This is a genomic window from Pseudomonas sp. TE9122, assembly GCF_056278925.1.
The window spans coordinates 3,751,165-3,773,332 of the sequence record NZ_JBWBQI010000001.1 but is presented as its reverse complement, the minus strand read 5'-3'; the positions used below and the strand labels follow the sequence as shown (position 1 = coordinate 3,773,332).

At 61.9% G+C, this 22,168-nt stretch carries 18 protein-coding genes and 1 pseudogene; 16 read left to right on the top strand and 3 right to left on the bottom strand.

The window, feature by feature from the left end:
* Positions 1-7: 7 nt before the first annotated feature.
* The gene (locus tag ACZ9BE_RS16945) at positions 8-2,455 is read right to left on the bottom strand and encodes an acyl-CoA dehydrogenase (protein WP_476249720.1); all 2,448 of its coding nucleotides are present in this window, start codon (positions 2,453-2,455) and stop codon (positions 8-10) included.
* A gap of 247 nt (positions 2,456-2,702) precedes the next feature.
* On the opposite strand from ACZ9BE_RS16945, the pseudogene ACZ9BE_RS16940 reads away from it, so the two are divergent.
* The 4 genes and pseudogenes from ACZ9BE_RS16940 to ACZ9BE_RS16925 all read left to right on the top strand — a co-directional run bounded on the left by ACZ9BE_RS16940 (position 2,703) and on the right by ACZ9BE_RS16925 (position 5,864).
* Positions 2,703-3,355 (top strand): annotated as a pseudogene (locus tag ACZ9BE_RS16940) (transglutaminase-like domain-containing protein).
* Between the two features lie 43 nt (positions 3,356-3,398).
* On the top strand, positions 3,399-4,022 hold the full coding sequence (locus tag ACZ9BE_RS16935) for a glutathione S-transferase family protein (protein WP_056788196.1): 624 nt from the start codon (positions 3,399-3,401) through the stop codon (positions 4,020-4,022).
* A 133-nt stretch (positions 4,023-4,155) separates the two neighbouring features.
* Positions 4,156-5,088, top strand: coding sequence for an ABC transporter ATP-binding protein (locus ACZ9BE_RS16930; protein ID WP_076563818.1), 933 nt, complete (start codon positions 4,156-4,158; stop codon positions 5,086-5,088).
* Positions 5,085-5,864: an ABC transporter permease gene (locus ACZ9BE_RS16925; protein ID WP_056788203.1), complete on the top strand. Its 780-nt coding sequence runs from the start codon at positions 5,085-5,087 to the stop codon at positions 5,862-5,864. Before ACZ9BE_RS16930 ends, ACZ9BE_RS16925 begins: the two co-directional genes overlap by 4 nt.
* A 139-nt stretch (positions 5,865-6,003) precedes the next feature.
* Here ACZ9BE_RS16925 and ACZ9BE_RS16920 read toward each other — a convergent pair whose 3' ends face one another.
* Entirely contained in the window at positions 6,004-6,522 is a 519-nt protein-coding gene (locus tag ACZ9BE_RS16920; protein ID WP_039760200.1) for a DUF2062 domain-containing protein, read from the bottom strand.
* Between the two features lie 136 nt (positions 6,523-6,658).
* Here ACZ9BE_RS16920 and ACZ9BE_RS16915 point away from each other — a divergent pair, with 136 nt between their 5' ends.
* The 12 genes from ACZ9BE_RS16915 to ACZ9BE_RS16860 all read left to right on the top strand — a co-directional run bounded on the left by ACZ9BE_RS16915 (position 6,659) and on the right by ACZ9BE_RS16860 (position 18,127).
* Positions 6,659-8,893, top strand: a complete 2,235-nt coding sequence (locus ACZ9BE_RS16915) for a DNA internalization-related competence protein ComEC/Rec2 (RefSeq protein ID WP_476249719.1) — start codon at positions 6,659-6,661, stop codon at positions 8,891-8,893.
* 101 nt (positions 8,894-8,994) lie between these two features.
* The gene (locus tag ACZ9BE_RS16910; protein ID WP_016771007.1) at positions 8,995-9,630 is read left to right on the top strand and encodes a MotA/TolQ/ExbB proton channel family protein; all 636 of its coding nucleotides are present in this window, start codon (positions 8,995-8,997) and stop codon (positions 9,628-9,630) included.
* A complete protein-coding gene (locus tag ACZ9BE_RS16905; RefSeq protein WP_041479458.1) occupies positions 9,627-10,055 on the top strand; it encodes an ExbD/TolR family protein in 429 nt (142 codons plus the stop codon). The genes ACZ9BE_RS16910 and ACZ9BE_RS16905 overlap by 4 nt, the downstream gene beginning before the upstream one ends.
* Entirely contained in the window at positions 10,055-11,065 is a 1,011-nt protein-coding gene (lpxK, locus tag ACZ9BE_RS16900) for a tetraacyldisaccharide 4'-kinase (RefSeq protein WP_252886646.1), read from the top strand. Before ACZ9BE_RS16905 ends, lpxK begins: the two co-directional genes overlap by 1 nt.
* Positions 11,066-11,088: 23 nt before the next feature.
* Positions 11,089-11,274, top strand: coding sequence for a Trm112 family protein (locus ACZ9BE_RS16895; RefSeq protein ID WP_003179363.1), 186 nt, complete (start codon positions 11,089-11,091; stop codon positions 11,272-11,274).
* Complete coding sequence (gene kdsB, locus ACZ9BE_RS16890) at positions 11,271-12,035, top strand: 3-deoxy-manno-octulosonate cytidylyltransferase (RefSeq protein WP_476249718.1); 765 nt, start codon at positions 11,271-11,273, stop codon at positions 12,033-12,035. Before ACZ9BE_RS16895 ends, kdsB begins: the two co-directional genes overlap by 4 nt.
* A complete protein-coding gene (locus ACZ9BE_RS16885) occupies positions 12,035-12,499 on the top strand; it encodes a low molecular weight protein-tyrosine-phosphatase (protein ID WP_129997392.1) in 465 nt (154 codons plus the stop codon). The genes kdsB and ACZ9BE_RS16885 overlap by 1 nt, the downstream gene beginning before the upstream one ends.
* Positions 12,496-13,515 carry a UDP-N-acetylmuramate dehydrogenase gene (gene murB, locus ACZ9BE_RS16880; protein WP_150637629.1) on the top strand — a complete coding sequence of 340 codons (1,020 nt, stop codon included), beginning with the start codon at positions 12,496-12,498 and terminating at the stop codon, positions 13,513-13,515. The genes ACZ9BE_RS16885 and murB overlap by 4 nt, the downstream gene beginning before the upstream one ends.
* 249 nt (positions 13,516-13,764) lie before the next feature.
* Positions 13,765-14,235 carry a (2Fe-2S)-binding protein gene (locus tag ACZ9BE_RS16875; RefSeq protein ID WP_039760186.1) on the top strand — a complete coding sequence of 157 codons (471 nt, stop codon included), beginning with the start codon at positions 13,765-13,767 and terminating at the stop codon, positions 14,233-14,235.
* On the top strand, positions 14,232-16,553 hold the full coding sequence (locus tag ACZ9BE_RS16870; RefSeq protein ID WP_476249717.1) for a xanthine dehydrogenase family protein molybdopterin-binding subunit: 2,322 nt from the start codon (positions 14,232-14,234) through the stop codon (positions 16,551-16,553). Before ACZ9BE_RS16875 ends, ACZ9BE_RS16870 begins: the two co-directional genes overlap by 4 nt.
* A complete protein-coding gene (locus tag ACZ9BE_RS16865) occupies positions 16,554-17,534 on the top strand; it encodes an XdhC family protein (RefSeq protein ID WP_041479451.1) in 981 nt (326 codons plus the stop codon).
* Complete coding sequence (locus tag ACZ9BE_RS16860; RefSeq protein WP_476249716.1) at positions 17,531-18,127, top strand: nucleotidyltransferase family protein; 597 nt, start codon at positions 17,531-17,533, stop codon at positions 18,125-18,127. The genes ACZ9BE_RS16865 and ACZ9BE_RS16860 overlap by 4 nt, the downstream gene beginning before the upstream one ends.
* A gap of 130 nt (positions 18,128-18,257) precedes the next feature.
* On the opposite strand, the gene rne is transcribed toward ACZ9BE_RS16860, so the two are convergent.
* Complete coding sequence (gene rne, locus ACZ9BE_RS16855; RefSeq protein WP_476249715.1) at positions 18,258-21,503, bottom strand: ribonuclease E; 3,246 nt, start codon at positions 21,501-21,503, stop codon at positions 18,258-18,260.
* Positions 21,504-22,168 lie beyond the last annotated feature (665 nt).

Sequence of the window (22,168 nt, the reverse complement as noted above, 5' to 3'; positions counted from 1 at the left end):
ACCGGGTTCAGCGGACTTTGCCCTCTGCCTGGGTCAGTTCTTCTTTGGCGAAATCGTCGACATCGATCACCTTGCGGCGGGCCGCTTCGGCGTCGCGCAGGCTTTGCGCTTCGACGGCTTGCAGCACGCCGGCTTCCAGCGCGGCATCGATGGCGTGTTCGCCGGCAGCCGGTTTCACCTGGCCGCTTTTCAACGCGGTGTGGAGTTTTTTGTGCAGCGGTTGCGCGGCATTGAGCAGGTCGCTGGCGTGTTGCAGCGCGCCCACGGCATCGTCCGCCGATTGCGGGCGGTAGCAGCCGGCGAGCAATTCTTCGAGGGCCGGATCGCCTTTGGCGCGACCGATGACCGCAGCGACTTCGGCGCCGAGTTTGTCCGATGGGCCTTTGTGACGGCGCCCGAACGGGAAGACGATGACCCGCAGCAGGCAGCCGAAGACTTTGTTCGGGAAGTTGCTCAGCAGTTCATCCAGCGCACGCTCCGACTGGCCGAGGCTTTCTTCCATGGCCCAGCGGAACAGCGGCTCCATGTACGCCGGCGAATCCAGGTCGTGATAGCGCTTGAGCGCGGCGGAGGCCAGATACAGGTTGCTCAGTACATCGCCGAGGCGTGCCGACAGACGTTCGCGGCGTTTCAGTTCGCCGCCCAGGAGCATCATGCTGAAGTCGGCGAGCATGGCGAATGCGGCGGCCTGACGGTTCAGCGCGCGGAAGTAGCCTTGGCTGATCCTGTCGCCCGGCGCATGTTCAAAGTGACCAAGGCCGAGGTTCAGCACCAGTGTGCTGGCGGCATTGCTGACGGCGAAACCGATGTGCTTGAGCAACAGACCGTCGAATTCCTTGAGTGCCTGATCCTTGTCCTCGCGACCGGCCAGGGCCATTTCCTTGAGTACGAACGGATGGCAACGGATCGCGCCCTGACCGAAGATCATCAGGTTGCGCGACAGGATGTTCGCGCCTTCGACGGTGATGAAGATCGGCGCGCCGTTCCAGCTGCGGCCCAGGTAGTTGCTCGGCCCCATGATGATCGCTTTACCACCATGCACATCCATGGCGTGGCTGATGCATTCGCGGCCGCGTTCGGTGAGGTGGTATTTGAGGATCGCCGACAGCACCGAGGGCTTTTCACCCAGGTCCACCGCGTTGGCGGTGAGCATGCGGGCGGCGTCCATCATCCACGCGTTACCGCCGATGCGCGCCATGGCTTCCTGGATACCTTCGAAAGCGGACAGCGGCACATTGAATTGCTCGCGAATCTGCGCGTACTGACCAGTGACCAGACTGGTGAACTTGGCCGCGCCGGTGCCCACGGCTGGCAGCGAGATCGAACGCCCGACGGACAGGCAGTTCATCAGCATCATCCATCCTTTGCCGAGCATTTCCTCACCACCGATGAGGTAGTCCAGCGGAATGAACACGTCCTTGCCGGAGTTCGGGCCGTTCATGAACGCGGCGCCCAGCGGCAGGTGACGACGACCGATTTCCACACCTGCGGTATCGGTCGGGATCAGCGCCAGGCTGATGCCGAGGTCTTCTTCTTCACCGAGCAGGTGATCCGGGTCATAAGCCTTGAATGCCAGGCCAAGCAGAGTTGCTACCGGGCCGAGGGTGATGTAGCGCTTTTCCCAGTTCAGGCGCAGGCCGATGACTTCCTGTCCTTCCCACTGGCCTTTGCAGATGATCCCGGTGTCGGGCATCGCGCCGGCGTCGGAACCGGCCAGCGGACCGGTCAATGCGAAGCACGGAATATCGTCGCCACGGGCCAGGCGCGGCAGGTAGTGATTACGTTGTTCATCGGTGCCGTAATGCAGCAATAGTTCGGCAGGGCCGAGGGAGTTGGGCACCATCACGGTGGAGGCGAGGTCGCCGCTGCGTGTCGCCAGTTTCATTGCCACTTGTGAGTGAGCGTAGGCCGAGAAGCCTTTGCCGCCGTATTCCTTGGGAATGATCAGGGCGAAAAAGCCATGTTCCTTGATGTGCGTCCAGGCCTCGGGCGGCAGGTCCATGGACTGGCCGATCTGCCAGTCGCTGACCATTGCGCAGAGTTCTTCGGTCGGGCCGTCGATGAAGGCTTGTTCTTCTTCGCTCAGTTGCACTTTTGGATAGGACAGCAGTTTGTCCCAGTCCGGACGGCCGCTGAACAGCTCGCCGTCCCACCATACGGTGCCAGCATCGATCGCGTCGCGTTCGGTCTGTGACATGGGCGGCAGGGTTTTCTGGAACCAGTTGAACAGCGGCGCGGTGAAGTGCTTGCGGCGCAGGTCAGGCAGCAACAATGGCGCGGCGACCACCGCCAACAGGACCCAGAAGACAAACAGCAGCCAGCCCGGCGCGTGACTGAAAATCCCCATGGCGACGAGATAGGCCGCAACGATGCCCAACGCGGGCAGCGGGGCGATGCGTCGATGGGCGAGATACGCCACGCCGACGATCAAAACCAGTATCCACAACAACAGCATATTCAGTCCTCCGTGAACCAAGGCAAATCGACCCTCCAGAGCTTAGACGGCATCTGCAAACAAGGGTGGTCAGAGCATGGTGATTGAAATCGTGGGAAACCCCGGATGGTTTTCGTAGGTTCGGTGGGCAACACGTGTGGGAAATCGTTCGTTGCTGCGCAGCTTTGCTTTCAGGTTTGGCCGAAACGTCGTTATCTCTGTGCTCAGGCTGTCGCTAGACTCGTGGCTTACCCAGGAGATTGCCGTCATGCACGAGTATCTGAGCCCCGGCCGCTTCATCGATAGTGACCACCCGGCGGTGGTGGAGTTCGCCGAGCAGCATCGCGGCGCCAGTAACGATCCGCGTGAGCAGGCGATCAGTCTGTATTACGCCGTGCGCGAGGCGGTGCGCTACAACCCCTACACCTTCAGTCGTGATCCGCAAACTTTGTGTGGCAGTTACGCACTGGCGGCGGGGGAGAGTTATTGCGTGCCGAAAGCTACGCTGCTCGCCGGTTGTGCCCGGCAATCCCGGCGCGCATCGGTCTGGCCGATGTGCGCAATCATTTGTCGACGCCGCGTCTGCTCGAGTTGCTGAAAAGCGACGTGTTCGCCATGCATGGCTACACCGAGCTGTTTCTCGACGGCCGCTGGGTCAAGGCGACGCCGGCGTTCAACCAGCAACTGTGCGAGCTGTTCAACGTCGCAGCGCTGGAATTCGACGGGGTCAACGACAGCGTTTTCCACCCGTTCAACCGTGATGGCGCGCAGTTGATGGAGTATCTGCTCGATCACGGCCAGTTCACCGATGTGCCGGAAACGTTCTTCTTCGAGCACCTGCAAAAGTGCTATCCGCATCTGTTCAGTGAGCAACTGCCGGTGCTGTTGGGCGACATGCAGACTGATTTGAGTCGCACCTGATCCGGCGTATGCTGGCCGTCCACTCACTTGCAAAGAGGCGGTCATGCTGAAGATCTGGGGACGGAAAAATTCATCGAACGTCAGAAAGCCCTTGTGGGCTGCCGAAGAGTTGGGCCTGGCTTACGAGGCCATCGATGCCGGCGGCGCGTTCGGTGTGGTCGATACGCCCGAGTACCGCGCGATGAACCCCAATGGCCGGGTGCCGGTGATCGAGGATGACGGTTTCGTGCTGTGGGAATCCAACGCCATCGTTCGCTATCTGCTGGCCAAACACGCCCCGGACAGCGCCTGGTATCCGGCGGATGCGCGAGCCCGCGCCACGGCGGACAAATGGATGGACTGGACCACTTCCAGTTTCGCCGGGCCGTTTCGCACGGTGTTCTGGGGTGTGCTGCGCACGCCTGCCGAGAAGCAGGACTGGAAGGCGATCAACGCCGCGATCAAGGAATGCGATGAACTGCTGAACATGGCCGACCACGCCTTGATCAGCCAGCCTTATCTCTCCGGCAATGACATCGGCATGGGCGACATCCCGTTGGGCAGCTTCATCTATGCCTGGTTCGAAATGCCCATCGAGCGCGCCCCGCAACCGCATCTGCAAGCCTGGTATGAACGTTTGAAGCAGCGTGTGGCCTATCAGAAAGCGGTCATGACCGCGTTGACTTGATAATTACTATCGACACACTTGACTGTACTTGTTCGGCGGCGGCAAGCACCATTGCGAACTTGCGCCGCGGTTGTTTCCCTCGCCGCCCGCCCTTATTTACTTCTTTCCTTCCTTCTTGGTGCGTAAATCCGATATGAGTTCCGCTCTGTCCATCCGGCAGCTAACCAAAACCTACGGCAACGGGTTCCAGGCCTTGAGTGGTATCGATCTGGACGTCGCCGAAGGTGATTTTTTCGCCTTGCTCGGCCCCAACGGCGCCGGCAAATCCACAACCATCGGCATCCTCTCGACCCTGGTCAACAAAACCAGCGGCACCGTGAATATTTTCGGCCATGACCTGGACAAGAACCCGGCGGCGCTCAAGCGCTCGATCGGCGTGGTGCCGCAGGAATTCAACTTCAACCAGTTCGAAAAGACCTTCGACATCGTCGTGACCCAGGCCGGCTACTACGGCATTCCGGCGAAAGTCGCCAAGGAACGCGCCGAGCAGTACCTGACCCAGCTGGGGCTGTGGGACAAGCGTGATGTGCCATCGCGTTCGCTGTCCGGCGGCATGAAACGGCGTCTGATGATCGCCCGTGCACTGGTGCACGAACCGCGTCTGCTGATCCTCGATGAGCCGACTGCGGGCGTCGATATCGAACTGCGCCGTTCGATGTGGACCTTCCTCACCGAGCTGAATCAGAAGGGCATCACCATCATTCTGACCACGCATTATCTGGAAGAGGCCGAGCAGCTGTGCCGCAATATCGGCATCATCGACCACGGCACCATCGTCGAAAACACCAGCATGAAACAGTTGCTGGGCCAGTTGCACGTGGAAACCTTTTTGCTCGACCTGAAACACGACTTGCACGTTGCGCCGCAATTGCTCGGCTACCCGGCCCGATTGCTCGACGGCCACACCCTGGAAGTGCAGGTCGATAAATCCATGGGCATCACGGCGTTGTTCACCCAGTTGGCGCAGCAGAACATCGAAGTGCTGAGCCTGCGTAACAAAACCAATCGCCTCGAGGAGTTGTTCGTGTCCCTGGTGGAGAAAAATCTGTCGAAGGTGGCGGTATGAGTTCCGAGTTCGGTCCCAACCTCGTCGCCCTGCAAACCATCGTCTACCGCGAGGTCAAACGCTTCATGCGGATCTGGCCGCAGACGCTGCTGCCGCCGGCGATCACCATGGTTCTGTACTTCGTGATCTTCGGCAACCTGATCGGCCGACAGATCGGCGACATGGGTGGCTTCACCTACATGGAGTACATCGTGCCGGGTCTGATCATGATGTCAGTGATCACCAACTCCTACGGCAACGTGGTCTCAAGTTTCTTCGGCAGCAAGTTCCAGCGCTCGATCGAAGAGCTGATGGTCTCGCCGGTGTCACCGCACACGATCCTGATCGGCTTCACCATTGGTGGTGTGCTGCGTGGTCTGGCGGTGGGTCTGATCGTGACGATTCTGTCGCTGTTCTTCACCCATCTGCAGGTGCATCACCTCGGCGTGACCATCCTGGTAGTGGTGCTGACCGCGACGATCTTCTCGCTGCTGGGCTTCATCAACGCGGTGTTTGCGCGCAACTTCGATGATATTTCGATCATTCCGACCTTTGTGCTGACCCCGCTGACTTACCTGGGCGGCGTGTTCTACTCGATCACTTTGCTGCCACCGTTCTGGCAGACCGTGTCGCTGGCCAACCCGGTGCTGCACATGGTCAACGCCTTCCGCTACGGCATCCTTGGCGTCTCGGATATCCGCATCGGCATCGCCATTACCTTCATGCTGGTGGCGACCGTGGTGCTGTATCTCGGCTGTGCGCGGTTGCTGGTGAGCGGGCGCGGGATGCGTACCTGATCCCGACCGCGTCGCTTTCTTCGCGAGCAGGCTCGCTCCCACATTGGAATGATGTTCTCTGTGGGAGCGAGCCTGCTCGCGAATGGGCCAGACCAGACAAAACAAAAAACGGCCTCCCATCGCGGAGGCCGTTTTGCATTCATTTCTGCCGACTTTGCTTGCGCCGCCGCCATTGCCGCGCCACCCACCAGCGCCAGTAAAGCATCACCAGAAAATAGGCGAGGACGCCCAGCACCAGGCCGACAACCACCGAGCCCAATAAAAACGGCTGCCACAATGTCGACAGCTCACCGCTGATCCATTCCCAGGTCAACTCGTCCGGCAGATGCCGCGCCGGCACATCCATCAGGAACGCCCCGGCCTGGTAGGTGCAGAAAAACACCGCCGGCATGGTGATCGGATTGGTCAGCCAGACCAGGCTCACCGCGATTGGCATATTGCCGCGCACCATCACCGCCAATGCCGCCGCTACCAGCATCTGTGCCGGGATCGGCAGGAACGCCGCAAACAGGCCGACCGCCATCGCCCGGGCGACCGAGTGGCGGTTGAGATGCCAGAGGTTAGGGTCATGCAGCAACGTGCCGAGAAAGCGTAAGGATTTGTGTTCCCTGATGCTCGTCGGGTCGGGCATGTAACGTTTGAATAAGCGCCGGGGCATAGGGCTTCTCGGTCGGTTAAGGCGGCAAGTATGTCTGGATTCTACGAACCGCCCATTCAGACTTTGTGACAATTGTTGACGACGGTGGTGCCGCAGACCGGCTATGCCTAGTGGGGGGACTCTCAAGGACGGGCATATGCGCACAGGGATGATGGCGCTGGCAGTCGGTCTGCTGGCCCCGGTTTTTTTGCCGGCCTTGCCGCCGGTCGGTTGGTTGCTGGTGCTGCCAATGGTGGCGCTGATGTTGCTGCCGTTTCGCAGCTTTCCACTGGCATTTTTGCTGTTTGGCTTTACCTGGGCCTGCGTTGGCGCGCAGTGGGCGCTAAATGACCGCTTGCCACCGAGCCTGGACGGCGAAACCCGTTGGCTTGAAGGGCGCGTGGTCGGCTTACCGCAGCACAGCGATGGCGTGGTGCGTTTCGAGCTGGCTGATGCGCGCTCACGCCACGAAAAACTGCCATCGCTGCTGCGCCTGGCCTGGTACGCCGGGCCGCCGGTCAACAGCGGCGAACGCTGGCGCCTGGCGGTGAAGTTGAAGCGCCCGGGTGGCCTGCTCAACCCGCACGCCTTCGACTACGAGGCCTGGCTGCTCGCGCAACGGATCGGCGCAACCGGCACGATCAAGGATGGCCAGCGCCTGGCTGAGGCCCGGCATGCATGGCGCGACGGCGTTCGCCAACGCCTGCTGGCGGTGGATGCGCAAGGACGCGAGGGCGCGCTGGCAGCGCTGGTGCTCGGTGATGGCTCTGGGCTCAGTCGCGAGGATTGGCAGGTACTGCAAGACACCGGCACCGTGCATCTGCTGGTGATCTCCGGCCAGCACATCGGTTTGCTCGCCGCAGTGATGTATCTGCTGGTTGCCGGGCTGGCGCGTTTCGGAATCTGGCCGTTGCGCTGGCCCTGGTTGCCGTGGGCGTGTGGCCTGGCATTCGCGGCGGCGCTGGGTTACGGCTTGCTCGCCGGGTTCGATGTGCCGGTGCAGCGCGCCTGCGTGATGGTGGCGCTGGTATTGTTGTGGCGCCTGCGTTTTCGCCATCTCGGCGCGTGGTGGCCGTTATTGCTGGCGTTCAATGGCGTGCTGTTGTTCGATCCGCTGGCCAGTTTGCGTCCAGGTTTCTGGCTGTCCTTCGCGGCCGTTGCAGTACTGATTTTCACCTTCGGCGGGCGGCTTGGGGCCTGGCGCTGGTGGCAGACCTGGACCCGCGCGCAGTGGCTGATCGCGATCGGCTTGTGTCCGGTGTTGCTGGCGCTGAGCTTGCCCATCAGCGTCAGCGGGCCTGTAGCCAATCTGCTGGCCGTTCCGTGGGTCAGCCTCGTGGTGCTGCCGCCGGCATTGCTCGGCACGCTATTGCTGCCCGTGCCTTATGTTGGCGAAGGGCTATTGTGGCTGGCCGGTGGTTTGATCGACTGGCTGTTTATCGGGCTGGCGCTGATTGCCGGGCAATGGCCGGCGTGGATACCGGCCGCCATTCCATGGTGGGCGTTGGTCCTGGGCAGCCTTGGCGCGATTTTATTGCTGTTGCCCCGTGGCGTGCCAATGCGTCCGTTGGGCTGGCCGCTGCTGTTGCTCTTGGCACTGCCGCCTCAAGAGCGAATAGAGGAAGGGCGAGCCGATGTCTGGCAAATCGACGTCGGCCAAGGCTTGGCGATTTTTGTGCGCACGCGACATCACGCTTTGCTCTATGACGCCGGCCCGCGTTTCGGCGAGTTCGATCTCGGCGAACGAGTGGTGTTGCCAGCGTTACGCAAACTCAATGTGCAAGCGCTCGACTTGATGCTACTCAGCCACGCTGACGCCGATCACGCTGGCGGCGCCCGGGCGGTCATGCGTGGATTGAACGTGCACCGCGTGGTCAGCGGCGATCCGCCAAACCTGCCGCCGGAGCTGAACGCCGAAGCCTGCGCAAGTGGCGAACAGTGGCAGTGGGATGGCGTGCAGTTCCAGCTCTGGCAATGGTCGGCGGCCGATGACAGCAACCAGCGCTCCTGTGTATTGCAGATCGAAGCCAACGGTGAACGCCTGCTGCTCACCGGCGACATCGACATTCACGCCGAGCGCGTTCTGCTCGACAGCCCACTGGCCGTGCCGACGCAGTGGCTGCAATCGCCACATCACGGCAGTCGCAGTTCATCGTCGATGGCGCTGTTGAAAGCCTTGCAGCCGGAATCAGTGCTGATCTCCCGTGGCCACGGCAACTCCTTCGGTCATCCGCATCCCACCGTGCTGGCGCGCTACCGCAAGCAAGGTCTGCGCATCTACGACAGCGCCGAACAAGGTGCCATTCATTTGCAACTGGGCAGCTTCAAGCCGCCGTGGACGATGCGGCAACAGCGACGTTTCTGGCGCGATCCGCCGGTCCCGGGCCGTTGATCGGTGCCAGCATAGGTGCCACCTCACGGTCGTCGGGGCGGCGGGTCTTAATCGCGGATCGGTATGGTAAAGTGGCGCACTTTTTCGAGGGGACTGTCACTGTGTGGGAATTGGTCAAATCCGGCGGCTGGATGATGTTGCCGATCATTCTGAGTTCCATCGCGGCCATGGCGATCGTCGCCGAGCGCCTGTGGACACTACGCGCCAGTCGCGTCACCCCCGAGCATCTGCTGGGTCAGGTCTGGGTCTGGATCAAGGACAAGCAGCTCAACAAGGAAAAACTCAAGGAGTTGCGCGCCAACTCGCCGCTGGGGGAAATCCTCGCCGCAGGCCTGGCCAATTCCAAGCATGGTCGCGAGATCATGAAAGAGTGCATCGAAGAGGCTGCTGCGCGGGTCATTCATGAACTCGAACGCTACATCAACGCCCTCGGCACCATCGCGGCCATGGCGCCATTGCTCGGCCTGCTCGGCACCGTGCTGGGCATGATCGACATTTTCAGTGCCTTCACCGGTTCCGGCATGACCACCAATGCTTCGGTACTGGCCGGCGGTATTTCCAAAGCGCTGATCACGACCGCAGCGGGCCTGATGGTCGGTATTCCGGCGGTGTTCTTCCACCGCTTCCTGCAACGTCGTATCGACGAGCTGGTGGTCGGTATGGAGCAGGAAGCGATCAAACTGGTGGAAGTGGTGCAGGGCGACCGTGATGTCGATCTGGCCGAGGGCAAAGCGTGAAATTCCGTCGAAAGCCCCGGGAAACTGTAGACATCAACCTCGCGTCGCTGATCGACGTGGTGTTTATCCTGCTGCTGTTTTTCGTGGTCACTACCACTTTCACTCGGGAAACCCAGCTGCGCGTGGATCTGCCGGAAGCGGTCAGCGGTTCGCCCGCCGAAGATCAGCAGGTCAAACAGCTGGACGTCGCGATCAGTGCCGAAGGCGTGTTCTCGGTGAACAACAAGATTCTGCCGAAAAATGATCTGCCGACGCTGATGGAAGCCATGCAGAAAGAATCCAACGGCGACACCAACATGCCGTTGTCGATCAGTGCCGATGGCAAGGCCCAGCATCAATCGGTGATCACTGCCATGGACGCGGCCGGCAAGCTCGGTTTCAGCCATCTGCGCATGACCACGGTCGAGGCGGCGCCGAAATCCTGATGAGCCTGTCCGATCGCCTGCTCGCCGCGTGGTATCAGGGGCACCCGGCCCTGACGCTGCTGCGGCCGCTGGAAATGCTGTATCGCCGCGTGGTGATCAACAAGCGTCAGCGCTTTCTCGACGGTGACGGAGAGATCTACCAATCGCCCGTGCCGCTGATCGTGGTCGGCAATATCACCGTCGGTGGCACCGGCAAGACGCCGATGATTCTCTGGCTGATCGAACATTGCCGACGCCGTGGACTGCGCGTCGGCGTGGTCAGCCGCGGTTACGGCGCCAAACCGCCGCACCTGCCGTGGCGGGTCGAGGCCGAGCACAGCGCCGAGGTTGCCGGTGACGAGCCGCTGCTGATCGTCCAGCGCACTGGTGTGCCGCTGATGATCGACCCTGATCGCAGCGCCGCCGTCAAAGCCTTGATTGCCAGTGAGCCGCTGGACCTGATTCTGTCTGACGACGGCATGCAGCATTATCGCCTCGCGCGGGATCTGGAACTGGTGCTGATCGATGCCGCGCGCGGACTGGGCAATCAGCGCTGTCTGCCGGCCGGGCCGTTGCGTGAGCCGGTCGAGCGCCTGCAAAGTGTCGATGGCGTGCTGTTCAACGGTGCCCTTGATGATCGCGACGATGGTTTCGCCTTCCGCCTGCAACCCACGGCCCTGGTCAATCTGCGCAGCGGCGAACGTCAGTCACTGGAGCATTTCCCGCCGGGGCAAGCGCTGCATGCGGTGGCCGGGATCGGCAACCCGCAACGTTTCTTCAATACCCTCGAAGCGCTAGACTGGCGGCCAGTCCCGCATGCGTTTGCCGACCACGCCGAGTACAGCGTGCAGGCGTTGAATTTCACCCCGTCATTGCCGTTGGTGATGACCGAAAAGGACGCGGTGAAGTGCCGTGCCTTTGCTGCTGCCGACTGGTGGTATCTGGCGGTCGATGCCGTGCCGTCGCCGGCCTTCGTGGCCTGGTTCGACACTCAGCTGATGCGCCTGCTGCCGGATCGTCTGCTGCCTTAACTCTTTTATTTCTGGGAATGTTCATGGACACCAAATTGCTCGACATCCTCGCTTGCCCCGTGTGCAAAGGTCCGCTCAAGCTCAGTGCCGACAAGACCGAGCTGATCAGCAAGGGCGCTGGTCTGGCGTACCCGATCCGCGACGGCATCCCGGTGATGCTGGAAAGCGAAGCGCGCACCCTGACCACCGACGAGCGCCTGGATAAATGACCACAGCCTTCACCGTTGTCATCCCGTCGCGGTTCGCCTCGACCCGTCTGCCGGGCAAGCCGTTGCTGGATATTGCCGGCAAGCCGATGATCCAGCATGTCTGGGAACAGGCGAGCAAAAGCAGCGCCAGCCGTGTGGTTGTCGCGACTGACGATGCGCGCATCGTCGAGGCCTGCAGAAGCTTCGGCGCCGAAGTGGTGCTGACCCGTGAAGATCACAATTCCGGCACCGATCGTCTGGCCGAGGTCGCAGCGAAACTCGGTCTTGCGCCTGATGCGATCGTGGTCAACGTCCAGGGCGATGAGCCGTTGATTCCGCCAAGCGTGATCGACCAGGTCGCCGCCAACCTTGCTGCCCATACCGAAGCGCGCATGGCCACGCTGGCCGAGCCGATCGAAGACGTGGAAACCCTGTTCAACCCGAACGTTGTGAAGGTTTCCAGCGATATCAACGGTCTGGCCCTGACTTTCAGCCGCGCGACCTTGCCTTGGGCTCGCGATGCATTTGCCAAGAGCCGCGAGCAACTGCCGGAAGGCGTGCCCTATCGCCGCCACATCGGTATTTATGCCTATCGCGCCGGGTTCCTCCACGACTTCGTGAACTGGGGGCCGTGCTGGCTGGAAAACACTGAATCCCTTGAGCAACTGCGTGCCCTGTGGCACGGCGTGCGCATCCATGTTGCCGACGCGCTGATCGCGCCGCCGACCGGTGTCGACACCGTTGAAGACCTTGAGCGGGTTCGTCGCCTGCTGGGGGCCTGATGCGCGTTTTGTTTGTGTGCCTGGGCAACATCTGCCGTTCGCCCACCGCTGAAGGCGTGTTGCGCCACAAGTTGCGCGAAGCCGGATTGGCGGACGTAGTGGAAGTGGCCTCCGCCGGCACCGGTGACTGGCACGTCGGCAACCCGCCGGACAAGCGCAGCCAGGCGGCGGCGAAACTGCGCGGTTATGACCTGTCGACGCAACGCGCGCAGCAGGTCAGCCGGGCCGATTTCGCCAGCTACGACCTGATCCTCGCCATGGACAACAGCAACCTGCGCAACCTCAAGGCCTTGCAGCCGTCCACCGGCAGAGCCGAGCTGGATCTGTTCCTGCGCCGTTATGCCGGGCTGGTCGATGAAGTGCCGGATCCGTATTACGACGGCGATCAGGGTTTCGAGCAGGTGCTCGATCTGATCGAAACGGCCTGCGACCAGTTGCTGATCGAAGTGAAGGGGCGGTTATGAGTTTGCAGGTCCAACCGCAAGTATCGTTGCAGGCCTTCAATACGTTCGGCGTCGATGTGCGCGCGCAGCTGTTTGCCGAAGCCCACAGCGATGACGATGTCCGCGAAGCGCTGGCCTATGCCGCGTCCCATGACGTGCCGTTGCTGGTGATCGGCGGCGGTAGCAACTTGCTGCTGACGGCGGATATTCCGGCGTTGGTGCTGCGCATGGTCACGCGCGGCATCCGCGTGCTCAGCGATGATGGCAGTCGCGTGGTGGTCGAGGCGGAAGCGGGCGAACCGTGGCATCCATTCGTGCAGCACACGCTGGCCCAAGGTTTGGCCGGGCTGGAAAACCTCAGCCTGATTCCTGGCACCGTTGGCGCCGCGCCGATGCAGAACATCGGCGCCTATGGCGTCGAGATCAAGGACGTGTTTGCTGGCCTGACCGCGCTGGACCGCGAGAGCGGCGAGCTGCGTGATTTCAGTCTGGAAGACTGCAATTTCGGCTACCGCGACAGCCTGTTCAAGCAGCAGCCGGGACGTTGGCTGATTCTGCGGGTGCGCTTCAAGCTTGATCGCGCCGCGCACCTGCATCTGGAATACGGCCCGGTGCGCCAGCGCCTGAGCGAGCAGGGCATCGAGCAGCCAACGCCCACCGATGTCAGCCGCGCCATCTGCAGCATCCGCAGCGAAAAACTGCCGGACCCGGCGGTGCTCGGCAATGCCGGCAGCTTCTTCAAAAACCCGCTGGTGCCCGCCGCTGTGGTCACGCAGATCAAAACGCAGCACCCGGATCTGGTGGCTTACCCGCAAGCGGACGGGCAGATGAAACTGGCCGCTGGCTGGCTGATCGAACGCGCCGGCTGGAAGGGTTTTCGCGATGGCGACGCCGGCGTGCACAAGTTGCAGGCGCTGGTGCTGGTCAACTACGGCACGGCCACCGGCCTGCAACTGCTCGACCTGGCGCAACGTATCCAGAAAGACATCGCCGAACGGTTTCATGTCGAACTGGAAATGGAGCCCAATCGGTATTGAGGCTACGCTTGCCTGACGCCATCAAAAGCCCTGCACTGATGAAAAAGTGCAGGGCTTTTTTGTTAATGCTGGGTTAACTTAGCGAGCTAACGATACCAACCATTTGCTCCACCCAAAGGCCCGGTGCAGACGTTCCCGTCGGCGCAAGAGAGCCTGATTAGCCTGAGTCGATCTGCGCGAACCCACCGCTGATTTTCCGGCGGCAGATTGCTCGACCCCATAACCACTAAAAAATATGCGGGCGTGCCCATGATTACCCTGAAACTCAACGGTCAAGACCACTCCCTCGATGTCACCGAAGACATGCCGCTGTTGTGGGCGATTCGTGACGTCGCCGGTTACAACGGCACCAAATTCGGTTGCGGCATGGGCCTGTGCGGCGCTTGCACCATCCATATCGACGGCTTGCCGGCACGCAGTTGCATCACGCCGATCGGCTCGGTAATTGGTCAGAACGTCACCACCATCGATAATCTCCACGCCGACCCGGTAGGCAAGGTCGTGCAGCAAGCCTGGCTCGACAGTGCCGTGGCCCAATGTGGTTATTGCCAGGGCGGGCAGATCATGTCGGCCACCGCTCTGCTGAAAACCAATCCGAACCCGAGCGACGAGCAGATCGAAGAAGCCATGGTGGGCAACATCTGCCGCTGCGGTACTTACAACCGGATCAAAACCGCGATCCGCCAGGCCTCCACACAACTGAAGGGGGTGAAGGCATGAGCCGCGTCCCGAATGATTTCGCCCTGAGTAACCTCAGCCGCCGTGGCTTTCTCAAAGGCGTCGGCGCCACCAGCGCGCTGGTCCTCGCCGCGAGCTGGGGCTGGCAGGATGCGCTGGCCGATGACGCTGCGAAGAAGTTTGGCGCCGATGGCATGCCCAATGGCTGGATCGACGATCCCAAGGTTTACGTGAGCATTGCTGCCGATGGCAGCGTCACCGTGGTTTGCAACCGTTCGGAAATGGGCCAGGGCGTGCGCACCAGCCTGAGCATGGTAGTGGCCGATGAACTCGAGGCCGATTGGGCGCAGGTCAAAGTGCAGCAGGCGCCGGGCGACGAAGTGCGCTTCGGCAACCAGGACACCGATGGTTCGCGCAGCATGCGTCACTGGTACGAGCCGATGCGTCGTTGCGGCGCCGCCGCGCGGACCATGCTCGAACAGGCCGCTGCTGCGCAGTGGAAAGTGCCGGTTGGCGAATGCCATGCGCAACTGCACAAGGTCATTCACAAACCGTCCGGCCGCGAACTGGGCTACGGCGAACTCGCCGCTGCCGCCAGTGCGCTGGCTGTGCCGGCGCGTGACAGCCTGCGACTCAAGCAGCCGTCGGAATTTCGCTACATCGGTAAGGAAGGCACCAAGGCCATCGACGGTGCCGATATCGTCAATGGCCGCGCAGTGTACGGCGCCGATGTGCATTTCGACGGCATGCTCTACGCGACTATCGTTCGTCCGGCAGTGTATGGCGGCAAGGTCAAAAGCCTCGATGACAGCGCCGCGCTGAAAGTCCCCGGCGTGCTAAAAGTCATGCAGATCGAAGGCCGGCCATTGCCGTCGGAGTTCCAGCCACTGGGCGGCGTGGCCGTGGTAGCCAGCAATACCTGGGCGGCGATCAAGGGCCGCGAGGCGCTGAAGATCGAGTGGGATGACGGCCCGAATGCCAGTTATGACTCGATTGCCTATCGCAAAGAGCTTGAAGCCGCGTCGCTGAAGGCCGGCAAAGTGGTGCGCAACACCGGTGATATCGACAAAGCCTTGAGCGGTGCCGCCAGCACCCTCGAAGCCTCGTACTACCTGCCGCATCTGGCGCAGGCGCCGATGGAACCGATGGTTGCCATTGCCCGTTACAAGGACGGCGTGTGCGAAGCCTGGGCGCCGAGTCAGGCACCGCAGGTCACCCGCGAGCGCATCGCCGAGCGCCTGGGCGTACCGTTCGAAAAGGTCACCTTCAATGTAACGCTGCTGGGCGGTGGTTTCGGGCGCAAGTCGAAACCGGACTTCGTCGTCGAAGCGGCGATTCTCGCCAAGGAGTTTCCGGGCAAGGCTGTACGGGTGCAGTGGACGCGCGAAGACGACATCCACAATTCGTATTTCCACACCGTGTCGGCGGAATATCTGAAGGCGGGCATCGACAAGAACGGCATGCCGTCCGGCTGGCTGCATCGTACCGTGGCGCCGAGCATCACCGCGTTGTTTGCGCCGGACATGAACCATGAGGCGGCGTTCGAGCTGGGCATGGGCTTTACCAACATGGCCTATGCGATTCCCAACGTGCGCCTGGAAAACCCCGAAGCCAAGGTACACACGCGGGTCGGCTGGTATCGCTCGGTGTCGAACATTCCCCACGGCTTCGCGATTCAGAGTTTCGTCGATGAACTGGCGCACAAGGCCGGGGAGGATCCGCTCAAGTACCAGATCAAATTGCTCGGCCCGGACCGGCAGATCGATCCTCGCACCTTGAGCGAAGAGTGGAACTACGGCGAATCGCCCGAGCGTTATCCGATCGACACCGGGCGCATGCGCACCGTGCTGGAAACCGCCGCCAAGGCTGCCGGGTGGGGGCGCAAACTGCCCAAGGGCCGTGGCCTCGGTCTGGCGGTGCATTACAGCTTCGTAACCTATGTCGCGGCAGTGATCGAAGTCGAGGTCAAGGACGACGGTTCGCTGATCGTGCACAAGGCCGACATCGCCGTGGACTGCGGGCCGCAGATCAACCCTGAGCGCATCCGTTCGCAGTTCGAAGGCGCTTGCGTCATGGGCCTGGGCAACGCTGTGCTCGGTGAGATCAGCTTCAAGGACGGCAAAGTCCAGCAGGACAACTTCCATATGTACGAGGTCGCGCGCATGTCGCTGGCGCCCAAGGAAGTCGCGGTGCATCTGGTCACGCCGCCGGGTGACGTGCCGTTGGGTGGCGTTGGTGAGCCGGGCGTGCCGCCGATTGCTCCGGCGCTGTGCAATGCGATCTTCGCCGCCACCGGCAAGCGCATCCGCAATCTGCCGGTGCGGTATCAGTTGCAAGGCTGGCAGAAGGCGGAGGCGTAAATGGACAGCGTCGATCTCAACGTCCTGCGCAGCGTCCTCGAGTGGCGCCGTGCCGGGCAGCGGGTGGTGCTGTTCAGCGTGGTGCAGACCTGGGGCACCGCGCCGCGCTCGCCCGGCGCCATGCTCGCCTTGCGCGAGGACGGCGTGGTGATCGGTTCGGTGTCAGGCGGCTGTGTCGAGGATGACTTGATCGCGCGGCTGCACGACGGCCGCATTGCCACCGATGGTCCGCCAGTGCAGATGATTACCTATGGCGTGACCCGCGAGGAGGCCGCGCGTTTCGGCCTGCCTTGCGGCGGCACCCTGCGCCTGACCGAAGAGCGCGTCGGCGACCCGGCGTGGGTCGCCGAGCTGCTGCAGCGTTGCGAAAACCACGAAATCGTTGCCCGGGAACTGAACATCGAAACCGGCGAGGTGCTGCTGGCTCCGGCGAGCAAGTCCGATTCGCTGGTGTTCGACGGCAAGGTTCTGCGGGCGATTTACGGTCCGCGCTGGCGCTTGTTGCTGATCGGTGCCGGGCAGTTGTCGCGCTACGTCGCCGACATGGCACGGCTGCTGGATTTCGAAGTGCTGATCTGCGATCCGCGCACCGAGTTCGTTTACGGCTGGGAAGAGCAGCATGGCCGTTTCGTCCCCGGCATGCCGGATGAAGCTGTGCTGAACATCCAGACCGACGAGCGCACGGCGATTGTCGCCTTGACTCACGATCCACGCCTGGATGACATGGCTTTGCTCACCGCGCTCGACTCGCCGGCGTTTTACGTCGGCGCGCTCGGTTCGCGGGTCAACAGCCAGAAGCGCCGGGAAAACCTCGCTCAGCTAGGCTTGTCGCAAGCGTCGATTGATCGCTTGCACGGGCCGATCGGCCTGCACATCGGTAGTCATTCGCCGGCAGAGATCGCTTTGTCCTTGCTGGCGGAAATTGTCGCGATCAAGAACGGTGTGGAGCTGAAACAGAAAAAAACGCTGGAGGGTGCATGAGCCAATCCATCGCAGTGATCGTGCTGGCGGCGGGCGAGGGCAAACGCTTTCGCCAGATCGCCGGTCCCGACAAAGACAAATTGCTCGCTGATTGCACCGGGCGTGACGGCGCGGTGCGTTCGGTCATCGAGCAGGTGCTGGTGAACCTGCCGGCCAGTCTCGACAAGCGCGTACTGGTCACCACCGAAGCGCGACCACAGGCGATGCGCATGGCCCAGGCATATGGCTGCGACGTGGTGTCAATCGAGTCGACCGGCATGGGCGACAGCATCGCTGCAGGTGTTGCTGCTTGCCCGGACGCTGATGGCTGGTTGATTGTGCTCGGCGATATGCCGTTTATCTTGCTTTCGAGTATCGAGCGAGTGCTCGCGGCGATGGCTGATGACGCGGTGAGCGTGCCGGTGCGGGGTGGCGAGTTTGGCCATCCGGTGGGGTTTGGTCGGTCATTTGGCGCGCAATTGCAGGCGCTGACCGGCGATCGTGGCGCAAGGCCGTTGTTTGCGCAGGGTAGGGTGGTGGAAGTAGCGGTGGAAGATCCGGGGGTGTTGTGGGATATCGATGTGCCTGAATCTCTGGTATTTCCTCGGCCCTGAGCCGTGTTGAAATTCCTTGTGGGAGCGAGCCTGCTCGCTCCCACAAAGATTGTGGATGATGCTGGTATTTCAGGCAATAAAAAGCCCCGCCAGGCTTTCACCGGGCGGGGCTTTTTATTGGCTTCAGGAATTACACGAGTGGTTTAGGCTCGTGCTCTTTTTCCTGGGCTTCTTCGCGCTGTTCAACCGCGTCCTGAACGGAGCGTGGTGCTTCAGCGATCACCGCTTCAACCGATGCTTCTTCCGCGACCGGGGCAGGGGCTGCCTCGACCACTTCAGCCGCAGCGGCTGGTTCGGCAGCCAGTTCGGCTTCCTTCTGCAGACGCTCGGCTTCACGCTTGCGACGACGCACTTCACGCGGGTCGTTTGGCGCACGGCCGTTTGGCGTCAGGGCGCTGACCGGAGCTGGAGCTTCAACCGCCGGGGCTGGCGCTTCGACTGCGGCTGGTGCTTCTTCAGCCTGAGCTTCGGCAACCGGAGCTTCAACTACTGGTGTCGGCGCCGGCTCTGCTGCTGCAACTACTGGCTCGGAAACCATGGCTTGCGGCACTTCGGCTTCAGCGACTGGCGCTGGTGCTTCGGTGACGGCTGGCTCGGCAACCCAGTTGAACGCAGTCTGCTCTTCGCGAACTTCACGCACGGTTTTGGTCACGTTTTCGCTGACGGTTTCGGTCGCTGGTTCGGATTCAGCAACTGGCGCTTCAACGACAGCTTCCGGTTCGGCAGGCGCTTCAACCTGAGGCTGAGCTTCGCGGACCGGGGCGACTTCGATTTCTGGTGCAGCAGTCACTTCCACTGGAGTGGTGGCTTCGACAACCGGCGCTTCGACTGGAGCAGTTTCCAGTGTGGCGGCAGTGGCGCGTTTAGCCTGCTCGTGAGCTTCGGCTTCTGCCGGAGCGCTGATGGTGCTGCTGGCTACGGCGGCGGTGACGGCCAGGCCAGCGGCCAGATCGGCAGTGCTTGGCTCGCCAGCGTTTTCAGCGGACTCGGATTCTTCCGAACCTTCGATCACATTGCCGTTGGCATCACGTTGACGCTCGCGACGGTTGCTGCGACGACGCTGGCCACGGGAGCGACGACGTGGACGATCGCCTTCGGCGTTGTCCTGACCGTCTTCCGGCAGTTGCTCTTCGTTGTTGCTGTTCACTTCTTCTTCAGCAACGGCAGCAGCGGCCTGCTCGGCACGCGGTTGACGCTCTTCACGCGGCGGACGCGGGGCGCGTTCTTCGCGTGGCTGACGGGCCGGACGCTCTTCAGCGGTTACGGCTGCAGCGGCTGCGGCTGGCACGGCGTCCAGTGGCTCGCGCAGTTCACGCACACGCTCTTCACGCTCGCCACGCGGCTTGCGATCTTCACGCGGTGCACGCGGTGCACGTTCTTCACGCGGGGCACGTGGTGCGCGTTCTTCGCGAGCTACCGGCGCTTCGCTGCGGGTTTCACGCGGCTCACGGGTTTCACGTGGCTGGCGCTCTTCGCGCGGCTCGCGTGGGGCACGCTCTTCACGTGGAGCACGTTCTTCGCGCGGCTTGCGTTCTTCATCGCGGCGACCGTTGCGGTTGCGGCTCTGCTGACGACCGTTGCGACGCTCTTCGTTGCGGGCAGGACGCTCGGTGGCAGCCGGTTTCGCGACAGCGACCGGTGCGGCTGGCTCTTCCTTGGTGGCGAACAGGCTGACCAGCGACTTCACCAGACCCTTGAACAGGCTTGGCTCAGGTGCGGCAACTGGTGCTGGAGCTGGTGCGGCAGGTGCAACTTCAGTCGGCACCGGTGCGTTGGCACGGGCCGGCGCAGTTTTCACCGCAGCTTCCTGGCGAACCAGAGTGCGGGTCGCAGCGGCTGGCTGGACTTCTTCGACTTCGGCAGCGGCGGCAGCGATTTCGTAGCTGGACTGGTTGGTCGCGGCTTCCGGGCTGTCGTCACGCAGGCGCTGAACTTCGAAGTGCGGCGTCTCAAGGTGATCGTTCGGCAGAATGACGATCCGGGCACGGGTCCGCAGTTCGATCTTGGTGATCGAGTTGCGTTTTTCGTTGAGCAGGAACGCAGCAACCGGGATCGGCACTTGCGCGCGAACTTCGGCGGTGCGGTCCTTCAGGGCTTCTTCTTCGATCAGGCGCAGGATGGCCAGCGACAGCGATTCAACGTCACGGATGATGCCGGTGCCGTTGCAACGCGGGCAGACGATGCCGCTGCTTTCGCCCAGCGATGGACGCAGGCGCTGACGGGACATTTCCAGCAGGCCGAAACGCGAGATACGACCGATCTGCACGCGGGCGCGGTCAGCTTCCAGGCATTCACGGACTTTCTCTTCCACGGCGCGCTGGTTCTTCGCCGGGGTCATATCGATGAAGTCGATGACGATCAGGCCGCCGATGTCGCGCAGGCGCAACTGACGGGCGATTTCTTCGGCGGCTTCAAGGTTGGTCTGCAGGGCGGTTTCTTCGATGTCGCTGCCTTTGGTGGCGCGCGCCGAGTTGATGTCGATGGACACCAGGGCTTCGGTCGGATCGATCACAATGGAGCCGCCGGAAGGCAGTTCGACGACGCGCTGGAATGCGGTCTCGATCTGGCTTTCGATCTGGAAACGGTTGAACAGCGGCACGCTGTCTTCGTACAGCTTGATCTTGCTGGCGTACTGCGGCATCACCTGGCGGATGAAGGTCAGGGCTTCGTCCTGGGCTTCAACGCTGTCGATCAGCACTTCGCCGATGTCCTGGCGCAGGTAATCGCGGATAGCGCGGATGATCACGTTGCTTTCCTGGTAGATCAGGAATGGCGCGGAGCGATCCAGCGAGGCTTCTTTGATGGCGGTCCACAGTTGCAGCAGGTAGTCGAGGTCCCACTGCATTTCTTCGCTGCTGCGGCCCAGGCCGGCAGTGCGCACGATCAGACCCATGTCGGCCGGAGCAACCAGACCGTTCAGCGCTTCACGCAGTTCGTTGCGTTCTTCGCCTTCGATGCGACGGGAGATGCCGCCGGCACGCGGGTTGTTCGGCATCAGTACGAGGTAACGACCGGCCAGGCTGATGAAGGTGGTCAGGGCGGCGCCCTTGTTCCCACGTTCTTCTTTCTCGACCTGAACGATGACTTCCTGGCCTTCGCTCAGGACGTCCTTGATGTTGACGCGGCCTTCGGGGGCTTTCTTGAAGTATTCGCGGGAGATTTCTTTGAGGGGCAGGAAGCCGTGGCGCTCGGAGCCGAAATCGACAAAGGCAGCCTCAAGGCTTGGTTCGATGCGAGTGATACGGCCTTTATAGATGTTGGCCTTCTTCTGCTCGCGTGCACCGGATTCGATGTCCAGGTCGTAGAGGCGTTGGCCATCTACCAGTGCAACACGCAACTCTTCGGGTTGAGTTGCGTTAATCAGCATTCTTTTCATGTAGTACCGTCGGTTTCCGGGCTGCCGGAAACGGCGTTCGGCACACACGACTTCTCACGGTCGGTGTCAGGTGCGTCGGGAGTGGTTGGCCATTCCCGTGTCCAGCGATGTGCGGCCAATTGGGCCGATACCGCGACGTACGCGTCCTGCTTGCTGTGGCTACTTAAGCACTCAGTCAGGAGGAGGAATCAACCAGCGGCTGTGGACGAGATGAAGCGTCTTGATCAAAGCTTGTTGCTACACAGTCCGGCGGTTGTGCATCTCCACCCTACACGTATCCCTGATAATTCGGGTGCTGCCGCGCGCAGAATCCGCAGCGGGTTGGCATTTACCGTGAGCTCCGAAAGGGGAGGTCACGCATCATGGCTAATTCAGGCGATGTTTCCGAAGCAATCGCTCGGGGTCATTCGCAGTCGACTGCACTTTGTGAACTGGCCTCGAATGTTGCCTTCCGGGCGAGTGAGAACTCTGCTCGGCGGTGTAATTCAGGCCTCATGTCACCTGCGCTCGTTACAACCGCAAACTCCACCGTTACGTAGCGAAAGCCCCGTAGGACGGCCTCGCGCCCTGGTGAATTGCGTTGGTCAGGGCCGGTCTTTGACCGTGGTTCCGCTGTCCAGGCCGCTTTTGGCGGCGTTCGCGACTATAGCAGCAATGATTAAGTG